At 58.5% G+C, this 21,103-nt stretch carries 21 protein-coding genes and 1 pseudogene; 8 read left to right on the top strand and 14 right to left on the bottom strand.

Annotation, left to right across the window (positions count from 1 at the left end):
• Positions 1-9: 9 nt before the first annotated feature.
• The 5 genes from KI235_RS13990 to KI235_RS13970 all read right to left on the bottom strand — a co-directional run bounded on the left by KI235_RS13990 (position 10) and on the right by KI235_RS13970 (position 6,260).
• A complete protein-coding gene (locus KI235_RS13990) occupies positions 10-231 on the bottom strand; it encodes a formate dehydrogenase subunit delta (RefSeq protein ID WP_003201292.1) in 222 nt (73 codons plus the stop codon).
• Complete coding sequence (gene fdhF, locus KI235_RS13985) at positions 228-3,104, bottom strand: formate dehydrogenase subunit alpha (protein WP_003201288.1); 2,877 nt, start codon at positions 3,102-3,104, stop codon at positions 228-230. The genes KI235_RS13990 and fdhF overlap by 4 nt, the downstream gene beginning before the upstream one ends.
• Entirely contained in the window at positions 3,101-4,660 is a 1,560-nt protein-coding gene (locus KI235_RS13980) for a formate dehydrogenase beta subunit (RefSeq protein WP_003201286.1), read from the bottom strand. The genes fdhF and KI235_RS13980 overlap by 4 nt, the downstream gene beginning before the upstream one ends.
• Positions 4,654-5,136, bottom strand: coding sequence for a formate dehydrogenase subunit gamma (locus KI235_RS13975; protein WP_003201284.1), 483 nt, complete (start codon positions 5,134-5,136; stop codon positions 4,654-4,656). Before KI235_RS13975 ends, KI235_RS13980 begins: the two co-directional genes overlap by 7 nt.
• Positions 5,137-5,366: 230 nt before the next feature.
• Entirely contained in the window at positions 5,367-6,260 is an 894-nt protein-coding gene (locus tag KI235_RS13970; RefSeq protein ID WP_039012821.1) for a LysR family transcriptional regulator, read from the bottom strand.
• 125 nt (positions 6,261-6,385) lie between these two features.
• On the opposite strand from KI235_RS13970, the pseudogene KI235_RS13965 reads away from it, so the two are divergent.
• Together KI235_RS13965 and KI235_RS13960 are read left to right on the top strand one after the other, a co-directional pair.
• Positions 6,386-6,831, top strand: a pseudogene (locus KI235_RS13965) (cyclophilin-like fold protein).
• 25 nt (positions 6,832-6,856) lie between these two features.
• On the top strand, positions 6,857-7,885 hold the full coding sequence (locus KI235_RS13960) for an alpha/beta hydrolase (protein ID WP_027912259.1): 1,029 nt from the start codon (positions 6,857-6,859) through the stop codon (positions 7,883-7,885).
• A 162-nt stretch (positions 7,886-8,047) separates the two neighbouring features.
• Here KI235_RS13960 and KI235_RS13955 read toward each other — a convergent pair whose 3' ends face one another.
• Complete coding sequence (locus KI235_RS13955) at positions 8,048-8,599, bottom strand: cytochrome b (protein ID WP_212795822.1); 552 nt, start codon at positions 8,597-8,599, stop codon at positions 8,048-8,050.
• Between the two features lie 319 nt (positions 8,600-8,918).
• Here KI235_RS13955 and KI235_RS13950 point away from each other — a divergent pair, with 319 nt between their 5' ends.
• Positions 8,919-9,857 carry a hypothetical protein gene (locus KI235_RS13950; RefSeq protein ID WP_039011801.1) on the top strand — a complete coding sequence of 313 codons (939 nt, stop codon included), beginning with the start codon at positions 8,919-8,921 and terminating at the stop codon, positions 9,855-9,857.
• Between the two features lie 36 nt (positions 9,858-9,893).
• On the top strand, positions 9,894-10,055 hold the full coding sequence (locus KI235_RS13945; RefSeq protein ID WP_080766468.1) for a DUF2986 domain-containing protein: 162 nt from the start codon (positions 9,894-9,896) through the stop codon (positions 10,053-10,055).
• A gap of 23 nt (positions 10,056-10,078) precedes the next feature.
• On the opposite strand, the gene KI235_RS13940 is transcribed toward KI235_RS13945, so the two are convergent.
• Positions 10,079-10,795, bottom strand: coding sequence for a class I SAM-dependent methyltransferase (locus tag KI235_RS13940; protein ID WP_212795821.1), 717 nt, complete (start codon positions 10,793-10,795; stop codon positions 10,079-10,081).
• Between the two features lie 205 nt (positions 10,796-11,000).
• On the opposite strand from KI235_RS13940, the gene arsH reads away from it, so the two are divergent.
• Positions 11,001-11,735 (top strand): arsenical resistance protein ArsH, encoded by a 735-nt coding sequence (gene arsH / locus KI235_RS13935; RefSeq protein WP_013693193.1) that lies wholly within the window; start codon positions 11,001-11,003, stop codon positions 11,733-11,735.
• A 96-nt stretch (positions 11,736-11,831) separates the two neighbouring features.
• On the opposite strand, the gene KI235_RS13930 is transcribed toward arsH, so the two are convergent.
• Positions 11,832-12,137 (bottom strand): NIPSNAP family protein, encoded by a 306-nt coding sequence (locus KI235_RS13930; protein ID WP_003201266.1) that lies wholly within the window; start codon positions 12,135-12,137, stop codon positions 11,832-11,834.
• A gap of 126 nt (positions 12,138-12,263) precedes the next feature.
• Here KI235_RS13930 and KI235_RS13925 point away from each other — a divergent pair, with 126 nt between their 5' ends.
• Positions 12,264-12,563 (top strand): hypothetical protein, encoded by a 300-nt coding sequence (locus tag KI235_RS13925; RefSeq protein WP_003201264.1) that lies wholly within the window; start codon positions 12,264-12,266, stop codon positions 12,561-12,563.
• A gap of 104 nt (positions 12,564-12,667) precedes the next feature.
• Complete coding sequence (locus KI235_RS13920; RefSeq protein WP_212795820.1) at positions 12,668-14,434, top strand: S8/S53 family peptidase; 1,767 nt, start codon at positions 12,668-12,670, stop codon at positions 14,432-14,434.
• 15 nt (positions 14,435-14,449) lie between these two features.
• On the opposite strand, the gene KI235_RS13915 is transcribed toward KI235_RS13920, so the two are convergent.
• The 3 genes from KI235_RS13915 to KI235_RS13905 form a co-directional block, all read right to left on the bottom strand.
• Positions 14,450-15,163, bottom strand: coding sequence for a class I SAM-dependent methyltransferase (locus tag KI235_RS13915; protein ID WP_212795819.1), 714 nt, complete (start codon positions 15,161-15,163; stop codon positions 14,450-14,452).
• 76 nt (positions 15,164-15,239) lie between these two features.
• Positions 15,240-15,782, bottom strand: a complete 543-nt coding sequence (locus KI235_RS13910) for a dihydrofolate reductase family protein (protein WP_123350875.1) — start codon at positions 15,780-15,782, stop codon at positions 15,240-15,242.
• A gap of 122 nt (positions 15,783-15,904) precedes the next feature.
• The gene (locus KI235_RS13905) at positions 15,905-16,543 is read right to left on the bottom strand and encodes a hydrolase (protein ID WP_003201256.1); all 639 of its coding nucleotides are present in this window, start codon (positions 16,541-16,543) and stop codon (positions 15,905-15,907) included.
• A 163-nt stretch (positions 16,544-16,706) separates the two neighbouring features.
• On the opposite strand from KI235_RS13905, the gene KI235_RS13900 reads away from it, so the two are divergent.
• Positions 16,707-17,603: a LysR family transcriptional regulator gene (locus KI235_RS13900; protein ID WP_003201254.1), complete on the top strand. Its 897-nt coding sequence runs from the start codon at positions 16,707-16,709 to the stop codon at positions 17,601-17,603.
• A 185-nt stretch (positions 17,604-17,788) separates the two neighbouring features.
• Here KI235_RS13900 and KI235_RS13895 read toward each other — a convergent pair whose 3' ends face one another.
• The 3 genes from KI235_RS13895 to KI235_RS13885 all read right to left on the bottom strand — a co-directional run bounded on the left by KI235_RS13895 (position 17,789) and on the right by KI235_RS13885 (position 21,102).
• Positions 17,789-18,250: a GNAT family N-acetyltransferase gene (locus tag KI235_RS13895; RefSeq protein ID WP_013693185.1), complete on the bottom strand. Its 462-nt coding sequence runs from the start codon at positions 18,248-18,250 to the stop codon at positions 17,789-17,791.
• Between the two features lie 267 nt (positions 18,251-18,517).
• Complete coding sequence (gene tssI, locus KI235_RS13890) at positions 18,518-19,846, bottom strand: type VI secretion system tip protein TssI/VgrG (protein WP_212795818.1); 1,329 nt, start codon at positions 19,844-19,846, stop codon at positions 18,518-18,520.
• Positions 19,847-19,998: 152 nt separating this feature from the next.
• Positions 19,999-21,102: a polyamine ABC transporter substrate-binding protein gene (locus KI235_RS13885; RefSeq protein ID WP_013693184.1), complete on the bottom strand. Its 1,104-nt coding sequence runs from the start codon at positions 21,100-21,102 to the stop codon at positions 19,999-20,001.
• Position 21,103 lies beyond the last annotated feature (1 nt).

Genomic DNA, 21,103 nt, shown 5'->3' with positions numbered 1-21,103 from the left:
TAAACCGCGCTAGGTCGTCCCCTCCGGCTCAGTCAGCGCCTCCAGCACCAGGGGGTGCAGGACAGCCCCCGGATGCATCTGCTGCCAATCCTGCAATTGCCGGCGCATGCCCGGCGTCCAGAAGCTCTTGATGTGCTGGCGCACGCCATTCACCGCCAATGTGTGATCCGGCTCGGTGGCGAAGTACTGGGCGATCTGGTTGGCCATCTTGATCAAGCTATCAGAACTCATCGACGCACCTCGGCTTTCTCGGCATGGCGACGTTCCCTGAGCAAGCGTCCCTGTTCATCACTGAACGCCTGGTAACGCTTCTGCCATTCCGAAGGCTGGCTGACCCGCACGATCTCGACCGCCGTCACCTTGTATTCCGGGCAGTTGGTGGCCCAGTCGGAGTTGTCGGTGGTGATCACGTTGGCGCCCGACTCAGGGAAATGGAACGTGGTGTAGACCACGCCCGGTGCCACCCGCTCGGTCACCTTCGCACGCAGCACCGTCTGCCCGGCACGACTGCCGATACCCACCCAGTCTTCGTCGACGATCCCGCGGTTCTCGGCGTCGGTTGGGTGAATCTCCAGCCGATCCTCCTCGTGCCAGGCCACGTTGTCGGTGCGTCGAGTCTGGGCGCCGACGTTGTACTGGCTGAGGATGCGTCCGGTGGTCAGCAGCAGCGGGTAGCGGCCGTTGACCTTCTCATCGGTGGGCACGTAGCCGGTGAGCATGAAGCGCCCTTTACCGCGCACGAACTGATCGATGTGCATGGTCGGCGTACCGTCCGGTGCGGCATCGTTGCAAGGCCATTGCAGGCTGCCGTGACGATCCAGTTCGGCGTAGCTGACGCGGGTGAAAGTCGGCGTCAGGCGGGCGATTTCATCCATGATTTCCGAAGGATGGTTGTAGTGCATCTTGTAGCCCAAGGCGTCGGCCAGGGCGATGGTGGCTTCCCAGTCGGCCTTGCCGGCCAGCGGGTCCATCACCTTGCGAACGCGGGAGATGCGACGCTCGGCGTTGGTGAAGGTGCCGTCCTTCTCAAGGAACGAGCTGCCCGGCAGGAACACGTGGGCGAACTTGGCCGTCTCGTTGAGGAAGATGTCCTGGACGATCACGCATTCCAAAGCGGACAACGCGGCCGTCACATGCTGGGTGTTGGGGTCGCTCTGGGCGATGTCCTCGCCTTGGCAATAGAGCGCCTTGAAGGTGCCGTCCAGGGCCGCCTCGAACATGTTGGGAATGCGCAGGCCCGGGTCGGGTTGCAGGGTGACGTTCCACGCCTGCTCGAACTCGGCGCGTACCGCTTCGTTGGAGATATGCCGATAGCCCGGCAGCTCGTGGGGAAACGAACCCATGTCGCAGGAGCCCTGGACGTTGTTCTGTCCACGCAGCGGGTTAACCCCGACACCTTCGCGACCGATGTTGCCGGTGGCCATGGCCAGGTTGGCGATGCCCATGACCGAGGTGCTGCCCTGGCTGTGCTCGGTGACGCCGAGGCCGTAGTAGATGGCCGCGTTGCCGCCGGTGGCGTAGAGCCGTGCGGCGGCGCGGATCTGCTCGGCAGGCACGCCACACACCGGGCCCAGGACCTCGGGGGAGTTTTCCGGCAGGCTGACGAAATCGCGCCAGCGAGCGAAGTCCGCCGCCTCGCAGCGTGCCTCGACAAAAGGCTGGTCAATCAAGCCTTCGGTGGCAATCACATGGCCCAACGCGTTGAGCATTGCCACGTTGGTGCCCGGACGCAGTTGCAGGTGCAGCTCGGCACGGGCGTGAGGTGAATCCACCAGGTCGATGCGCCGTGGATCGATGACGATCAGCCGTGCGCCCTGGCGCAGGCGGCGCTTGAGCTGGGAGCCGAACACCGGGTGCGCGTCAGTGGGGTTGGCGCCCATCACCAGGATGACGTCGGCTTTCATCACCGAGTCGAAGTTCTGGGTACCAGCGGATTCGCCCAAAGTCTGCTTGAGGCCGTAACCGGTAGGCGAATGGCAGACGCGGGCACAGGTGTCGACGTTGTTGTTGCCGAACGCGGTGCGCACCAGTTTCTGCACCAGGTAGGTTTCTTCGTTGGTGCAGCGGCTGGAGGTGATGCCGCCGATGGAGTCGCGCCCGTACTTGAGCTGGATCCGGCGCAATTCGCTGGCGGCGTAAGTGACCGCCTCGTCCCAACTGACTTCCTGCCACGGGTCGTCGATGTGCTTGCGGATCATCGGCTTGGTGATGCGGTCCGGGTGCGTGGCGTAGCCCCAGGCGAAGCGGCCCTTGACGCAGGAGTGGCCGTGGTTGGCCTGGCCGTTCTTGTCCGGGACCATGCGCACCAGTTGTTCGCCTTTCATCTCGGCGCGGAACGAGCAACCCACACCGCAGTAGGCGCAAGTGGTGATGACGCTGCGCTCCGGCTGGCCGATCTCCACGACGCTCTTGTCGATCAGGGTCGCCGTCGGACATGCCTGCACGCAGGCGCCGCAGGACACGCATTCGGAATCGAGGAAGTTGTCACCGCCGGCAGCCGCCACTCGAGAGTCAAAACCGCGTCCGGTGATCGTCAGGGCGAAGGTGCCCTGGATTTCCTCGCAGGCACGCACGCAGCGGTTGCAGACGATGCACTTGCTCGGGTCGTACTCGAAATAGGGGTTGGAAACGTCCTTGGCTTCATCCAGGTGATTGGCGCCTTCGTAGCCGTAGCGCACTTCGCGCAGGCCCACCTGCCCCGCCACGGTCTGCAATTCGCAGTTGCCGTTGGCCGAGCATGTCAGGCAGTCCAGCGGGTGATCGGAAATGTACAGCTCCATCACGTTGCGTCGCAGCGTGGCGAGCTTGGAGGTTTGCGTGCGAACCACCATGCCTTCGGTTACCGGGGTGGTGCAGGAGGCCGGGTAGCCGCGCATGCCATCGATCTCCACCAGGCACATGCGGCAGGAGCCGAACGCCTCCAGGCTGTCGGTGGCGCAGAGTTTGGGAATGGTGGTGCCGAGCAAGGCCGCGGCACGCATGACCGAGGTGCCGGAGGTGACGCTGATTTCGCGCCCGTCGATGGTCAGGCTGACCTGCACGTCGCTTTCGCGCGCCGGGGTGCCCAGGTCGATATCGCTGCTGGGATCGAAGATGTTGATCATTGGTCGGCCTCCGTGGTCGCCAGACCGAAGTCGGCGGGGAAATACTTGAGGGCACTGGCGACAGGGTAGGACGTCATCCCGCCGAGGGCACAGAGCGAACCGTATTGCAGGGTGTCGCACAGATCCTGCAACAGCAGGGCCTGTTCCTGGCGAGCACCGGCTTCGGTGCTGGCGATCAAGCGATCCACCACTTCCACCCCACGGGTGGAGCCGATCCGGCACGGCGTGCACTTGCCGCAGGACTCCTCAGCGCAGAACTGCAAGGCGAACCGGGCCATCTGGGCCATGTCCAGGCTGTCGTCGGCGACCACCACGCCACCGTGGCCAAGCATCGCGCCCATGGCGGCGAACGCTTCGTAGTCCAGCGGTGTATCGAATTGCGCAGGCGGCACCCAGGCACCCAACGGCCCACCCACTTGCGCGGCCTTCAGGGGCCGACCGCTGGCAGTACCGCCGCCGTAGCCTTCCACCAGTTCACGCAGGCTCAGGCCGAAGGCGCGCTCCACCAGACCGCCCTGACGGACGTTACCGGCCAGTTGGAACGGCATCGTGCCCAGGGAGCGGCCCATGCCGAAGTCGCGATAGAACTGCGCGCCCTTCTCCAGGATGATCGGCACCGAGGCCAGGGTCACCACGTTGTGCACCAGGGTCGGCAGCCCGAACAGGCCTTGAATCGCCGGCAGTGGCGGTTTGGCGCGAACCGTGCCGCGCTTGCCCTCGAGGGATTCCAGCAGTGCGGTTTCTTCGCCGCAGATATAGGCGCCGGCTCCGACACGAACCTCGATGTCGAAGGCGCGGCCGCTACCGCTCACGTTCGCGCCCAGATAGCCGGCGTCGCGAGCGATGCGCAGCGCTTCGTTCAGCGTACTGATGGCGGCCGGGTATTCCGAACGCACGTAGATGTAGCCCATCGTCGCGCCTACGGCGATGCCGGCAATGATCATGCCTTCGATCAGCAGGAAGGGGTCGCCTTCCATCAGCATGCGGTCGGCGAAGGTGCCGGAGTCGCCCTCATCGGCGTTACACACCACATACTTCTGCGCCCCCACGGCATCACGCACGGTGCGCCACTTGATGCCCGCCGGGAACGCCGCACCGCCCCGACCGCGCAGGCCGGAATCCAGCACGCTGGCGACCACGTCTGCGCCATCCATCTGGATGGACCGGGCCAGGCCCAGGAAGCCGCCCTGGGCACGGTAGTCGTCCAGGGACAGCGGTTGTGTGATGCCGGCGCGCGCGAACAGCAGGCGCTGCTGGCTCTTGAGATAGGGAATCTCCTCCACCGGCCCCAGGGCCAGCGGATGGCTGCCGGGATCGCCTGCCAGCGCATCCAGCAAGCCCGGCACATCGGCCGGTGTGACAGGGCCAAAGCCCAGCCGGACGCCGGCGCTTTCAAGCTCCACCAGCGGTTCCAGCCAATAGAGGCCACGGGAACTGGTGCGCAACACCGTCAACGGCAGCTGTCGACGCTCAGCCTCAAGGGCCAACGCATCGGCCACCTTGTCCGCGCCCACGGCACGGGCTACCGAATCGCGGGGGATACAGAGCGTCAGCATGCGCCCTCCTCCATGCAGTCATTGACCAACTGACGCAGACGCTCGGGCGTGATCCGCGCGTGCAACTCCCCGTCCAGCTCCAGGGCCGGCGAGCAGACGCAGGCACCCAGGCAATAGACTGGCCGCAGGCTGATGCTCCCATCGGCGCTGGTGCCGTGATCGTCCAGCGCCAATTGCTCGCGCAACTGCGCAGCCAGGGTCTCGGCGCCCATGCTCTTGCAGGACTCGGCCCGGCACAGGCGCAAGGTATGGCGCGCCGGCGGCGTGGTGCGGAAATCGTGGTAGAAGCTGATGACCCCGCGCACTTCAGCCTGGCTGAGGTTGAGGGCGTGGGCGATCTCCGGGACGGCGCTGTCGGGGACATACCCGCAGCCTGCCTGGATGGCATGGAGAATAGGCAGCAAGGCACCGGGGGTGTCCTTTTCGCGCGCAAGCACGCTGTGGATCAAAGGCAGGTGAAGCGTCTCATCGGGCATAAACGTACCTCGGCATCTCGAACGCCACCGCCGCATAGCGGCAGCCGTCCGGAGTCTTGGCTTGGGCGTGCGGCCCACGTCACGGTCGCGTGGCACATCCGATCGCCATTCTCGCTCTCCGGCCAGGTGTCTTTGGCGCATCTGGTCCGGGGCATCCTCACAGCTTGCCACTCCCGGGGGTTGGCGATTGCACATGGACGACGAAACGTGTTCTGAAAGCGACTACTTTCTTAGATGTCTTTGCGCAAAGCATTGGCAACCAATGTAAATGCAGGCGAAGGCTGTCGCCGGCTGGGATAGTACAAATAGTAGCCTGAAAACGGCGGACACCAATCTTCCAGCACCCGCACCAGCCGGCCTTCTTGCAGGTACGGTTCAAACTCTTCTTCTGGCAGGTAGGCAACGCCCAGCCCGGCCACTGCCGCCTGCACGATATGAGTCGACGTGTTGAAAATCAGCTGGCCGTCAACTCGCACGTTCACCTGTTTGCCTCGCCGCTCAAAGTCCCAGACATAGAGCCCGCCTGATGTCTGCATGCGCTGGTTGATACAGCGATGGCTCATCAGGTCGCGCGGGGCCTTGGGAATGGCGTGGGCAGCGAAGTACGCTTGCGAAGCGACGACAGCCATCCGCAATGGAGGGCCTATCGGAACGGCAACCATGTCTTTGTCGATGGTGTCCCCCAGGCGCACACCAGCATCAAACCGATCCGCCACGATGTCTCGAAAGCCGTAACACACGTCAAATTCAACGTTTACATCCGGGTAGTCGTGCAGTAACCCGGTAAGTTTGGGGAGCAAGGTCGTGCGCAAGACATGATCGCCGCAGGTGATGCGTACCGTACCTGCGGGCTTGTCGCGCATTTCCGTCAGCATATCCAGCTCCGCTTCTATTTCATCGAAGCGATTGCCTATTGCTTGCAGCAGCCGTTCGCCCGCGACGGTCGGCGAAACGCTGCGGGTAGTCCGCGTCAATAAGCGGATCTGCAAGCGTGCTTCCAGGCCATTGATTGCCTGGCTCAGTGCAGATTGTGTGACACCCAATGCCCCGGCAGCGCGCGTGAAACTGCCTTCGCGCGCGACCGTGACGAAAGACAGCAGATCATTGAGATTTCTTTTGATCATGGTGAAACACATCTAAGCCAATTGATTAGCCTTACTTATAGCCTTGTTAAGCATTCATTAGCTAGTCGCGTGACTGTCCGTCGCTCACCATGTTCCCCATGAACAGGAATGAAAGCAGAACTGCGATGAGGGCGACCTGGCTTGGTTTGCGGGCTTCGATGCTCGTGCTCGGCAGCTACTCGACAATGAATGAAGCCGCATCGGCATCTTCGCTAACGGAGAACACTGGCATGTGGATGACCGTCGGGGAACAACGCTTCGCCATCACCCTGGCCAACAACGCAGCTGCCCGCGCGCTTGTCGCGTTATTGCCACTGACGTTGGACATGAGTGATCTCAACCGCAATGAAAAGTACGCCGCCCTCCCCAAGCACTACCTACCCAAGCGAGCAAGCCGGGAACGATCCACAGCGGCGATCTCATGCTGTATGGCCCGGACACCCTGGTCATCTTCTATACGAACTTCGTTTCAACCTACGCATACACGCGCCTGGGGCGTGTGGACGACCCCGCAAGACTGGCTCAGGCGCTGGGCCGGCGGGGTGTGCAAGTGATGTTTTCCCAGAATTGATTACTCCGCATCGATAGGATTTCCAATGAAAAAGATCATCGTTTTACTGACGCTGCTTGTCAGTTCACTGTCAGCAATAGGGGCCGATATGTCTAATGGCGCAGACAATTTTTATTCCAGCGACGAAGTGACCGTACAGAAGGTCAATTTTAAAAACCAATATCAGATGAACGTGGCAGGCAATCTGTTCATCCCGAAAAAACTCAATGGCAAGACAAGGAATCCGGCAATTGTCGTAGGCCACCCGATGGGCGCAGTGAAAGAACAGAGCGCCAATCTCTATGCCACGAAAATGGCAGAAAGAGGCTTCGTGACCCTTTCCCTGGACTTGTCATTCTGGGGCGAAAGCGAGGGGCAGCCGCGCAATGCAGTCTCGCCGGATATCTATGCCGAAGACTTCAGCGCAGCGGTGGACTTTCTCAGCGCCCAGCCTTTTGTCGATAAAGAGCGGATTGGCGCAATCGGCATCTGCGGCAGTGGCAGCTTTGTTATCAGTGCAGCCAAGATTGACCCGCGCATGAAAGCCATTGCAACGGTGAGCATGTATGACATGGGAGCCGTCAATCGCAACGGATTGAAGCACTCCCAAACGCTTGAACAGCGCCGGGCGATCATCGCGCAGGCCACACAGCAGCGTAATGTGGAGTTCGCAGGCGGTGAAACGCTTTACACCAGCGGTACGGTGCATCAGTTGGATGAAAGTACCCATCCTATCCAGCGTGAATTTTATGATTTTTACCGCACCCCGCGCGGCGAATTCACACCAGCCAGCTCCTCCAAAGACCTGACCACGCACCCGACGCTGACGAGCAACATCAAGTTCATGAATTTCTACCCGCTCAATGACATCGAGACCATTTCGCCTCATCCGATGTTATTCATCGCTGGCGCCGATGCGCACTCCAGGGAGTTCAGCGAGGAGGCTTACAAGCTCGCCGGTCAACCCAAGGAACTTGTCATCATTCCCGGGGCTGGTCATGTCGATCTTTATGATCGGGTCAACCTCATTCCGTTCGATAAGCTGACGAGCTTCTTCCAGAGCAATCTGAAGTGACAAAGGGACTGGTTTCTTCACGGAGTTCCGGGGGAACACGGAAACAGGAACGCCGATTTGCCAGATATGTTCGTGCGAGCAAATATACATGACAAAACCGGTGCAATTGGGCTGAGTCAGACAGGCGTTTCTAGCGCAGCACTCATCGCGTCAGCTGAGTAGTCAAGAGCGGTTTCGCCCCGGCAGCATTCGGGCCAGGGTATTGTCACGCACCCAGTAATGATGAAACAGACCCGCCGCCGCATGCAGGCCGATGAGCCAGTAGCCGCTGCTACCGAGCAATTCGTGCCAATACTTGAGCTGTTTGGCCAAGTCGGGATCCACCGCCACGGGGGCTGGCAAGAAGAACCCGAAATACGGCATGGGCTTACCTCCGGCGGCCAGCATCAGCCAGGCCAGCACCGGTGTCGCGATCATCAGGCCATACAGGGCCGCATGCATCAGGTGGGAAACACCCGTCTGCCAGGCCGGCGGCGCGGGTGTGACCGGCGGGCGCGGTGTCAGACGCCCGAGCAGACGGACCCAAACCAGTGCAAAAATGCTCAGCCCGAAGAGCCCGTGCAACCCCAGGAAAAGGCTTCGCCCGGTGCTGCCACGGGGCAACAACCCCTTGATCTCAATGCAGGCATATACGCCGACGAACAGCGCCAGCATCAACCAGTGCAGGGTGATCGACAGTTTTCCATAACGGTTTACGGCAATATCGCGGGTCATAACGCGCCTCGTGAAAGTCTGACGAGCCGCCGACTCATTCGGCAGCCCCGATCCGATCGCTGGGAAGCGATGCTGCCAACCTGCGGGTAAAGTCTTAAGGCAGTCTGAAGACCGGCATTTCAAGACGCTTTTTTTATATTTAGACGTTGTACCAAGTGCGAACCCGCGATCACCTCCAGAGACTCATGGGAAGCATTCGCCAACCTCGCCCCAACTCTGCGCGCACTCTCACGCCACGAACAACCAAAGCATCGCTATGCTCTACGGATAGATGCGTCCGGGAAGCGACCGTCTGCTGCTTAATATCAAGGAGGATTCTATGATGCGGGAAGCAACCACCGGACTGGAAAAACAGATAGAGATCGCTACAAAACTACTCTCCCTGTCGGCAAAAATCGGATTGCTGATTGGCGGCACGTGCATCGTCAGTTATTTATTGAGCAACGGTCATTACCCACAAGGCGTATCCGTTGGAGACAGTTTGTTGTTTCTGGTCACGGCGTTTTGCTTCGGACTGGTTTGTGTTTACTTTTCAGTCTCCGTCACGGCTGTCGGGATATTACTTTCGCCGTTCTTCATACCCGTGCTGAGAAGCTTCGTCTGGCTACATGGAAAAATCACCGATAAAAAACCCATACTGGAATTCAAACGACCAAAAATAACCTTCCTCTCGGTATTTTTTGGAATATTCGGCGCGGTGACCATTTATTTCCTTACTCATAAAAGCCCCTTGGAACACATTCAGCTCATCCTTCTGCCCATTTTTCAGTACATCGTTTACTCCGCCTATCTGGAGCAGAACAAGAAAATAAAAGCAGCGCAGCCATCGGCACCTGAAGTCGTCGATTCCGAGCATCCTGACCAGAATCCTCACGCCGAAATGAAACCCTTGAAGAGAACCAGGGCAGTGATCGTTGGGGTCATCCTCCTGACGCCCCTTCTCATGGGGGGCGTGACTTCGGACTTGTTGCAAGTGGCCATGAGCTTCGCGCAAATACGTATAGAAAGGGCAACGATTCTGGTGAAACCGCCTTACGCCAATCTATTGCCTGCCCCCAGGGATTCCCCGCTGGAAAATTACAAAAAATTTGAAAATGCGACGGTGATTTTCCGAGGCATTGGCAATTCGACGCTCATTGAAATGCACGCCGGGGAAACGGCGATCCGGTTGGAGATCCCGAATGACTCGATCATTATCGAGCGCCGTGTGAAGCCCACTGCAAAGATGAGGAAAAATCCTGAGAAAACGGAAAGCTGATACCATCCGGAAAATTGACAGGCTGAGCAGAACACCATGAATCGCCGCAAGAAAATAAACCAGTTGTTAAAGGCTAACGCCAAAAAAGCCAGCGCCAAGCTGGCTCCCAAAAACAAGACTCAATACATCAGCAAAGCCGACCGACTGAAGCTGGCGGCAGAAGCCAGCGACGCCCCCATCACGCCCCCGGAAAGCTGATCCAGGTCGCTGAAGCTCCATGCTCAGGCCGTTTTGCAGGTTAACCAGGCGCTCCAGAAAAGACTGCTGAAGAACCGGGTAGCACTGCCGAATCCTGCATCATTCAACAGTTTTTGAACCGCTGCCTCGGAATGTGGAGGGTCGGCGCCTTGAAGAATCTTGCCAAGCTTGACCGTCACTTCTTCCGGGCTGGCGCCATGCTGTCGCCAGCGCTGCCCCCAGGCCGCGAGGAGTAACGGCTGACTGGCATACGCATATTGGTTCCCGGCGACAATCAGCGGCGCTCCCGGCTTTAGACGTGCCTGGATGGACCGCAATATTTTCAACTTGGCTTCATCCCCATCGAGATGATGGAGCACACCGATCAAGGTGGCAGCATCGTACGACCCGTTGGCTACCAGGTCTTCAACATGCCCAAGATGCATGGCGGTTCTTTCAAGCACGTTGTTTGCGACTAATTGCTGCTTCGCGGCCTCCAGCATAGGCTCGGACGGATCGACGGCAGTGAAGCGCCAACCCGGCTCCAGCTTGGCCATTGCAATGATCTCTTGCGCCGTACCGCCGGCGCCCACCACCAGTATTTTCGCCGAGCCCACATTTCCAAGAGTCGCTGCCAGCATGCACGCCGCCAGGTCCTGGCAGGCGTCGTATCCAGCGAGCGCAATGCGGCTCTGCCGGCCGTACTCGTTGGCCCGTGAGGTATCAAATTTTTCCGCTGAATTTAACGAGGATGATTTCAAGGCGCAGTTCTCCGTGTGCTGAAATCAGGCTACACCGCGCTGATGGATAATAAAAATTCATTAATCTTATGCGCGGCATTCCCATAAGGAATATCGTTTTCTATCGGCAGAATTTTGCGCGGTCAGCCAATTGCGGCTTGCGATCAACATATGGAAATACGAATATGTTTTTTCCATATGTTCTGGACCGGATTGGAGCTGTGTAATGACTGAATTCTCCAGCGAAACCCCGCATGACTTCCCAAATCTTGACCTGTCACTCTTCGACGTACCAACAGCGGAAAAACTCGCAAAGAGCGCAGAACCCGAACATAAACCGCGCATACTTTTGCTGTACGGATCAACCCGCGAACGCTCTTTCAGTCAGTTGCTGACCCGCGAAGCGGCGCGTCTGTTGGAGCTCATGGGCGCCGAAACCGCTATCTTCGACCCGTCCGGGTTGCCACTGCCGGACGATGCGCCCGTCGATCACCCCAAGGTGCAGGAACTGCGCGACTTGGTGATGTGGTCGGAGGGCCAGGTCTGGTGCTCGCCGGAACGCCACGGCTCGATGTCGGCGGTGTTCAAGGCGCAGATCGACTGGATCCCGCTCGCACTGGGCGCGGTTCGTCCTTCCCAAGGCAAGACATTGGCGGTGATGCAGGTATGTGGCGGCTCGCAATCCTTCAACACAGTGAACCAACTCCGCGTGCTGGGTCGCTGGATGCGCATGGTCACGATCCCCAATCAATCCTCCGTCCCCAAAGCCTTCCTTGAGTTCGACGAAGCCGGGCGCATGAAGCCCTCGTCCTATTACGACCGGGTCGTCGATGTCATGGAGGAACTGATGAAGTTCACCTTGCTGGTGCGCGGCAGAGAAACCTATTTGGTCGACCGCTACTCCGAGCGCAAGGAAAGCGCCGAAGCGCTATCCAAACGCGTTAACCAAAGGTCTATCTAGGTGCCGCGATAGTAATAGGTCTTCGGTGTGATGTAGGACTTTAACGAACGTTGGCTCATGGCTTGAAATCTGACATTGATTCAAGCAGCCACCCGCTCAATCAAGAACAGGCCGCAGGAAACTACGCTCATAACTCAGAATGAATCGTTGTTCCGTCGCCTGGGTCACCAATTCAACGCACGCTGGATCCTGTTCGGCTTTCCTTCGATAGTTTTCGTAGTCGGCCAGGCTGGAAAAGCTGAACAGGCAGTAGGCGATATTGTTGGCGCCTTCGGCGGGAAGAAAGTAGCCATGATGGACGCCCCCCATTCGGGTCACCACTTCAATCCATTGGCGCGAGTAGCTCTCGAAAGCTGGGATCTGGTAGGGGTCAATGACGTACCTGACATGGCAAGTAATCACGGGCTCAATCCTTTGAAAACTGGAAAAAACGGATTCTACACAGGATACGAGGCATGTCGTCGATGATTGCCATTAGCCGAACAACTTTGCTGCTCTCTCCATCTCATCACCCAGGATCGAAACACCATGGATGAACGCCAAGCAACCATCAAGAACAAGATCCACGCCGTGGTGACGAGCAGCGAATCCGACGAGATCACCTATCGATCAGAGTGGCTCGGTTACCTGCCCTTCCCGGTTTTTCATTGGATTGAATACCAGGGCGAAAGCTTTTCCAGCGACTTCCCCTTTGATTGGTCCCTTGAGGATCTGGTGAGTCTTGAGCGCACAGGGTTCTTGGAAACACTGGAAGCTTATGAAAACCCGGAAGACAGTTTTGATCGGGATATCAGGTATCGCGTTCATGTTGGGTGTGCGCCTCGATAGCTTCTGAACGAAGAGGCGTCATCGCTGGGTAGCGTTATTGCGCTGAACGAAGCAAGCAACGCAACAGTCGGAGCAACAGGACCCTCGGCAAAGAAACCTGGCTCATGCCCCTACGATCCGCTGCCCTCGCTACGTTGCTCACTTTTGCTGCCAGCACGGCAGCCGCTGTGCCTGAACCGCTGCGCCTGGAAAGCCTGAAACGCTGCGGCGACCTGCTGCAAAGCCAGCAGCAGGACTGGTGCCTGACCGTACGCGGACTGGGCGACGCAAGGCCGCAACTGAAACTGGGCACAAAGGTGATACCCACAGACGCGATCCAGCGCGAAGGGGAAAACCTGCGCTTGCGCCTGGACAGCGCCGACTACCAGAGCGGCCCGCTCTGGCTGCAGGACGGCCCACGCGCCAGCAATGCCGCCTGGCTGACCTTGCGCAACAGTCACGTACTGGCCGCCGGAGCGGACGAAGTAGCGAAGAACATGGATGGCCTGACCACCTACGTCGACCTGGTCAGCGTACTGATCGAGGAAGACCGTGATGGCCGCCAGGAAGCCGAGCGCCTGGCCCACAAGTACGGGGCAACGGTGGTCGGCAGCATCGCGCCGCTGAACCTGTACCAACTTCGCCTGCCGGCCAAGGACTTGGTGCAGCGCGACGCCCTGGTGCTGCGCCTGGGCAGCGAGACCAGCGTGGACGCCGTGGTCATCGAAGAATCCTCGGCCGAAGAAACCGAGCAAGCCGCAGCCCATCCTGAAGAACCGAAGAAGCCAGCCCTGGACTCCGATGAATGGGCCGCGAATCGCTTTCTCGACGCGGTGAATTATTACCAACGACGCATCCCCGGACGACAGCCGCCCATCCAGCCGCAACCGGTGCGCATCGGCCTGATCGAGCGTAATGTGGATTTCGACACGACGGACTTTGCAGACTACCTCGGCGCCTGCTCACCACCACGCACCTGCGTCTACGCCCGCGATGCAGACAAACCGGACAACCACGGCACAACCGTCGCCGGCATTCTCGCAGCACGCTGGGAGGACAGCGGCAACACTGGTTTTCTCCGCGGGCTGGACAAAACCAGCGGTGGCTTCGAGGTCATCGTCGAACGTAATTCCGATGCCGGGATCACCGCCAACATCGCTGCCTCGGTCAACCTCGTGGAGGACGGTGTACGCGTACTCAATTGGAGCTGGGGCATCCACCGCGTCGGCGCGAAAGACATCAAAGGCGATGACGTCGACTCGCTGCTGCGCTCGGGCATCGCCATGGGCGGGTACGAGGAGTTGCTGGAGGAGTTTTTCCTCTGGCTGCGCAAGGAACATCCCGACGTAATCGTGGTGAACTCCGCCGGCAATGGCGCTTCGTTCTCGGGCAGCGATGAATACCGCCTGCCCTCCTCCTTCATCACCGAGCAATTGTTGGTGGTCGGCGGGCACCAGCGCAGCGAGCACACCGGCGTCGCCGTCGACGACCCGGCCTACGCGGTCAAACGCAGCTCCTCGAACATCGACATGCGCGTCGACATCACCGCCGCCGCATGCGCACATGCCTCGACGACCAACGCAGGCCAGCAAGGCGCAGTGCATTGCGGCACGTCCTACGCCACGCCCATGGTCGCGGGGCTGCTGGCGGCAATGCTGTCCATCAACCCGCAACTGCAACCCGAGCAACTGCGCATGCTGCTACGCCGCAGCGCCATGACCATCGGCGACAATCACGACTTCGAACAGATGGACGCCGAAGACCTCACCGCCCCCATTCTGCCGTCGGAGCGCCGCTACCAACTCAACGACAAAGACGTCGGCCGCTCGGCGCGGCTGGACATGCAAAAGGCCCTGGACCTGGCCGCACAAAGCCGCGACCGCGTGCGTTGAAAGTCAAGGTCACGTCTAACTCAAGACGATGTCTGCCTTGCGCGGGCAAAACCACCCATGCATCAGCCCCGCCTGGAAGAACTGTACCGGAGCCTCGAACCCAGCGCTCTCGATGAGACCGGCGACCTGCTGTGTCGGCAGGATAGCCACGTCTCGAGCGTAGGCGGCACGAGCTCTCACCAGCATTTCCGGCTGTACGCCTGCAGAGGACATCAGCGTCATCCAGTTGCGCAGTAGCGCCTCATAGGCAGGTGATTCGGTATCAGCGGCGAGGTCGGCGTTTGCCAGTATTCCACCCGGCTTAAGCCGGCGGGCGATCTCGTGGAAGAAAGTTATACGGGCTTGTGGCTCGAGCAAAAACTGAGACACCAGAAAACAGGTAGCGCCGTCGTGGTCAGGCTCGGCAGGCAGCGCGTCAAGGTAACCATGGTGAAAGCGGCAACGCGAAAGGAAGCCTTCTTGTACCGCTTTCTGTCGGCAGATATCGAGCATGGCGTCCGAGGGATCAACGGCGGTGAAATGCCAGCCGGGGTTCTGCTTGGCCAGGTGGGTCAGTTCCGCACCAGTGCCCACACCGACACAGAGTATCCGGGCATTCTCCGGTAAGTCAGCGAACACCGAGTCGAGCAGGGTGTACAGGGCGTCACGAATGGGCGCCATTCCCGCCCATTGCTTATCGTAGCTGGCGGCCTGCTGGTCGAATAAAGCCTTGAGTTCTTCATTGCGCATGGAGGGCACCTTCCTTTGCGTCGTGACGGGCTGAAGCCGCGATGGATGTGGCTACGCTTTCAGTATCCCATGGCTGTCAAGCCCCACCGATTGTTTGGTAGGTGGACTGCACCAGCCCCGAAGGAAAGCTGCGGCTGGATACCAGTTTCAAATCCACATCCCGCTCAAGCCCGCCAAACAACGGCCGCCCCGAGCCGATCAATACAGGAACGGTGGTGATCACCATATCGGTGACCAACCCATCGCGCAGGAACGACTGCACCACCCGCCCACCATCCACATAGACGCGCTGCACGCCTTGACTCTCCAGCTCAGCCATCAAATCCTTGGGGGCCAGATCGGAGAAACGCAGCTTGCCCTTCAACGCCTCGGGCACTGGCGAATCGGCTAGCTGTTCGGACAGCACTATCACGGGCCGGTCGTAGAACCAGGTGTCGAAGGTCCGCACCTTTTCATAGCTCCCGCGCCCCATCACGATCACGTCCTTGTCGGCGATGAAGGCTGAATAGCCGTGGTCTTCGGATGGGTCGTCACGTTGTAGAAGCCAGTCGATGTCACCGTCGGGGCGAGCGATGAAGCCATCCAGGCTGGTGGCGATGAACACGTGGGCGGTGGGCATTTTTGAGGGTTCCTTGTTGTTTTACTTGAGCACCAATGCAAGACCATCAACGCCGATTATGGAAATGAAAGTAGCGGCCGCATTCGCGAACGCCACTTTCATCACGTATCAGTCAGGCGTTCTTAGCGCGTGCCTCCATGGGCCTTTTCGGCGTTGAAACCATCGAAGTTATCGAAGACACCCATGAAGCCGGGAACGGTCAACGCTCGCGCCCAGTCGCGCTGGAGTTCGCAGTACATCTGCACGCGGCTGATGAGCTTCGCGCCCGCCTGTTCCATTCGGCGCAACGCCGCCTCGTGCGCGGCCAGTGACGTGCCGCCGACCGCATCGACCGGCACATAGACTTCATAACCTTCCTGAATCGCGTCGAGTACCGGGAACGTCAGGCATGCTTCGGTCCAGAGCGCAGTCATGATGAGCTTCCTGCGGCCGATCGCTTTGACCGCCTGCTTGAACTCTGTGTCTTCCCAGCTGTTGATCGAGGTGCGGTCATAGGTTGGCAGATGGCCGAGCACGTCCTGCAGCTCCTGGATCGGTGGTTTGTTGCGGCCGGTCGCGACGTTGACGGTCGAGTGAATAATCGGAAGATTATAATTGACCGCCGCCTTGGCGACGCTCGTTATGTTGAAGACGAGCTCGTCACGGGACATCGAGCGAATCGAGGAGACCTGGATCGGCTGGTAGTCGATGATGATCAATGCCGAGTTCTCGGGGGACAGGAGTTGGTCGGTCTGCGGGTTGCGGATATTCTCGCTTGCCATTGGCAAATCCTTTTATGGGTAATCCACGCTTGTGGGAGAAATGATTTTCCGGGAGACATGCACCAGCGGCGACGTTGCCCGGAAGCAGCATTGTGCTGTTCCCCTATTCGGTGCAGTAGTAGCATTGCGAGGCGAGCTGTGTCGCAAAATGGGGAACGCTGGAATGGACATTGAAGAGCTGCAGACCTTCGTCGAAGTGGCTGATGCGGGGGGCATTTCACCTGCCGCGCTTCGGCTTGGCGTGTCCAAATCGATCGTCAGTCGCAGGCTCGTTCGGCTTGAAACGGAACTTGGCGTCCAGTTGCTTGCACGATCCACACGCGGGGCGGCTCTCACAGAAGCCGGGGCTACGTTCCGCGACTACGCCGCCAGAGTCTGCGCAGAGATCGACATAGCCAAGGAAACGATCCTGCCCGCCGGAGCCCTTCGTGGCCGTTTGCGAGTCGCCGTACCACTCTCTTTCGGCCCGACGCATTTCGCGCCCGTGCTCGCGGAAATGGCACGACGCCACCCCCAGCTTCATATCCAGACCTGCTACAGCGATCGTTTCGTTGACCTCATCACGGAGGGTTACGATTGTGCGATACGGGTTGGCTACCTTCAGGACTCCAACTTGATCGCAAGGCGCATCGGCCCGATCTATGGGAAGCTCCTCGCCAGTCCGGACTACATCAAGGCGCACGGATCACCTGAGACGCCGGAGGAGATTGTCGCCCATCAGGCCCTGATGCAGAGCACAGAAGCCTGGCAATTCATGGATGGGGACAAGATCATCACGGTTCGTCCGCAGGGCCGCTTCAAAGCCGACAACGGCATCGCGTTAGTCGCTGCGGCAACAGCAGGCCTTGGGATCGCTTACCTGCCCGATTGCCTCACCTTTGAACATGTGGCCTCGGGGGCACTGGTGCCGATCATGACGCGTCATCCACCGCCCCCGGCAGGTGCCTATGTCATTCGCCCGTCAGGCCAGCATCCCGCACGCAAGATACGGGTCCTCACCGAACTCCTGATCGAGTACTTCGGCGACTCTCCACACCTTGCGGCGCTGCCGCCGGTCTGAGGCATGACAGCGACCACAATGCTCGTCGTGACTCGACTCATCGAACAACCCGGTTCGTTGCATCAATGAGGTCTGCCTTGGCTCCGGCAGCGAGGGCGCTGAAGCGGGCATCCATGGCAATCGCGGCAGGCAGAAATCGGCCATGTGCAATCAGTGGTTACCACGACTTTGATCTTGAAAAAGTGTCAACCCAAACGTTTTTCAAAGTAGACACGATCAAATCCATCCTCCGAGCGCCGCTGGACTTCGACGTAACCAAGTCGAGGATAAATTGACAGATTGTCGGTCATCTTCACATTCGTATAGAGACAAACACTACCAAAGCCCAAGCGCGTCGCCTGCGCCTCGCAAAATTGAATGAGTGCTTTGCCGATCCCTTTCCCACGACCTTCTTTGGACACGGCTACATTTTCGAGAAACATCTGCTGACCCACAGGAAAGAAGACGATGAAGCCTCGCAATTCGTCTTGTTCTCCGATTGAAAGGTGCACAAAACCGGCTGCAATCTGAGCACCGAAATCCGCTAACATCGGTGCAGGCTTTCGTCCTATTACCGAAACATACGGGGCATACGCTTGCTCGGCACAAGCACGCACTGCTACTTCATCGTCTGCAACTGCTTGGCGGATCATTTGTATTTCGCCCATGGTAAATCCTGACGAATGTCTGTGTGATGTCCGCTCGGGAAGACAGTAAAGGCACCCGACCGACGCTGCGATATGATCGTTTGTGGCCGCAGAATAACCCGCGCAGACCGCTCTGCGGCATAGGCAAGCTCTTCGATGTGCGCCTATAGAGTGATCCGTAGCGAAGGCAGTTCGTAAGGTCACCAGAGTCGATTGCAGTCACTTGTGACAGGCAGCAATCGACCAAAAACTGGCGCTCAGCAACATCAATGTAAGGGTCTGTCCCCCTTAGCGACAACACAGACAACCGCTGACCACCGGCTGATCAGGGTCATTCTCAAGAAATGTAACCACGACTTCCATGCCCGTCCGAGGCGGCCCCATCTCACAACTCCAATCGGCGGTTCCCTTCAGCCAACAATGACTCTTGTCGTCAAATCTATCTTCGCGGTCCCAGGGGAACTTGACCTTGATCCGCCCGCAGCGCCGATCGCTCTGGATGCCCTCGCCTTCCAAAGCGACGACTACGGCGGTCTGGAGGCTTGGTACCTGAGGTTTCTTGTGAGCCAACGGCGGACGATAGGAAACATTCCACGGAAGAACGACAAAGCGGTTGCGGTAACCCTGATGAAAGTCATCGTCGTTTCCAGAGTTGCCACTGGCGACGTTCTCACCCAATACCTGTGGTTGCCGACCTTCGTGGATGACCTGGGTCATTAGCCATAGGGTGTTCCACTCTTGGCGCGGATGGCCTGAGATTTCCAGCACATGGCCGCTGACTAACCGAGTCTGGTCACTTTGCCCCTCGGCTTGTCGATAGGCCGCATGGCGGCGCTCCATAGTCCGAAGACGTATCTGCTTGCCGTGCTCATGACCGGTGAAACGCTCCGGTCTGTCATCTTTTTCAATGTCCAGCTGTTGCTCGAAATCATGATTGCGCGGCGAGATACGACTGGTGAACTGTCCCAGACGCAGGTTGATGCGTTTGATCAATGGCTCGTTGGCCACCCTATCGCTCTCATGGCCATAAGCAGTGGGTTGGCCAATATTGGGAAAAACCGCCTGATCATCGCCAAAGACCAGCACGTGGCCATGAGCGCTGTGCTGGAAGTGAAAGTGGATACCCTCTTCTTCGCACAAGCGCTGAATGAAGTGCAAATCCGTTTCGTCGTACTGGGTACAGTAGTCACGCTCGGGGTAGGTCGCCCCCAGATGAAACCGATAGGCGTCGCCCAGAATGCCGTGCTCTTCCAGTACCAAGGCGACGATTTTCGGCACCGAGAACTGTTGATAGATCCTCTGGCTGATGCGATGGCGCAAGTAGGACAGGTGCGGTACGAGGGCCAGCCTGTAGCGCGTCAAACGCTCACCGTTACTGCTTTGAGCGATGTGGTAGACCCGTCCATGAATGCCGTTGCCCTTCGCGTCGAAGGTCAGAAAAGCCTCTACGTCGAAGAGGTTTTCGAGATCCAGGTCAGGCCGCTCGCTAACAAATTCCACGTTGAAGAGGTAAGGCCTGCTGATCGCCTCTTCTCCAGTGAATGCGAGCACTTGAAAATCGTGCTCAAAACCGTCGATGGTCAAACTGAAGTGCGTTTGATTGGCTGGGCTGAACATCCGCTGTTCTCTTCTTACATAAGGCGGCGCAATGGACCGGAAGACCCTGAGTAATACTGGGTTGATGGATTAACAGGTACTCACCCACCCGCCCGGCATCCCTGTATATCGGCGTTTGCGTCTTACTTTCCAGACATGCAAATCAAGTCAGATCAGACACCACTCTTCACTTTGGTCCAGATCCGCGTGCGGATCCGCTCCAACTTCAATGGCAGTGGCTCAAGCGGAATAAGTGTTGCGACCGTTTTTTTGTCTGGATAAATCCAAGGATTGTCTCGCAGCTTCTGCTCGACAAACTCGGTGGCATCTTTATTGGCGTTTGGGTATAGCGTGTGGTTTGAGGTCTTGGCGATAATTTCTGGTCGCATCATATAATTAATGAACGCCATACCTTCTTTGGGATGGGGAGCATCTTTCAGTAAAACCAGATTCTCCGACCAGGACAGCGCTCCTTCGCGAGGCAGGCTGTAGGCGATCTTGCGCCCTGTGTTGGTCTTCTCGTTGATGGCCTGTGCCGCAAGGGCACCATTGGCCCATCCCACAACTGCACAAATATTGCCGTCAGCCAGGTCGGCGTCGATTCTGGATGAGTCGAAATAGAGGACATAAGGACGGATTTTCAACAGCAAAGCCTGAGCTTTCTGGTAATCCTCCGGGTTCTTGCTGTTGCTAGGGAGTCCAAGGTAATTCAAGGCAATGGAAATGATCTCACTTGGAGAGTCAAGCATTGCCACACCACATGACTGGAGCTTGCTAATGTTTTCTTCTTTGAAGATCAGGTCCCAACTATTCACCGGAGCACTATCACCCAATGCCACCCTGACTTTGTCAACGTCATAACCAATGCCGGTAGTGCCCCATAGATAAGGTACGGCGTAGCGGTTACCAGGGTCATTGACCGCGAGCTGTGCCAAGAGCTCAGGATCGATATGTGAAAAGTTACTCAGTTGACTACGATCCAACGGCTGAAGGACTCCCGCCTGGATCAGGCTGGGCAACACATTGGAGGTCGCCACAACCACGTCATAACCGGTGCGCCCAGCCATGACCTTGCTCTGCATGATTTCGGCGCTGTCGAACGCATCCATATGCACGCTCGTGCCAGTTTCCTGTTCAAACTCTTTTGGCGTCTCCGGCGCAAGCAACCCGAACCAGTTATACAGATACATCCCGGGCTCTACAGCCGCTACTGATGTGCTTATCCCTGCACAGAGAAGCGAGGCGGAAAAAATGGTTCGCAAATGTGACTTTCTCATG

The organism is Pseudomonas sp. St386, from assembly GCF_018325865.1.
GTDB lineage: Bacteria > Pseudomonadota > Gammaproteobacteria > Pseudomonadales > Pseudomonadaceae > Aquipseudomonas > Aquipseudomonas brassicacearum.
The sequence above is the reverse complement of the archived record's forward strand: the minus strand, read 5'-3'. Positions and strand labels throughout refer to the sequence as shown.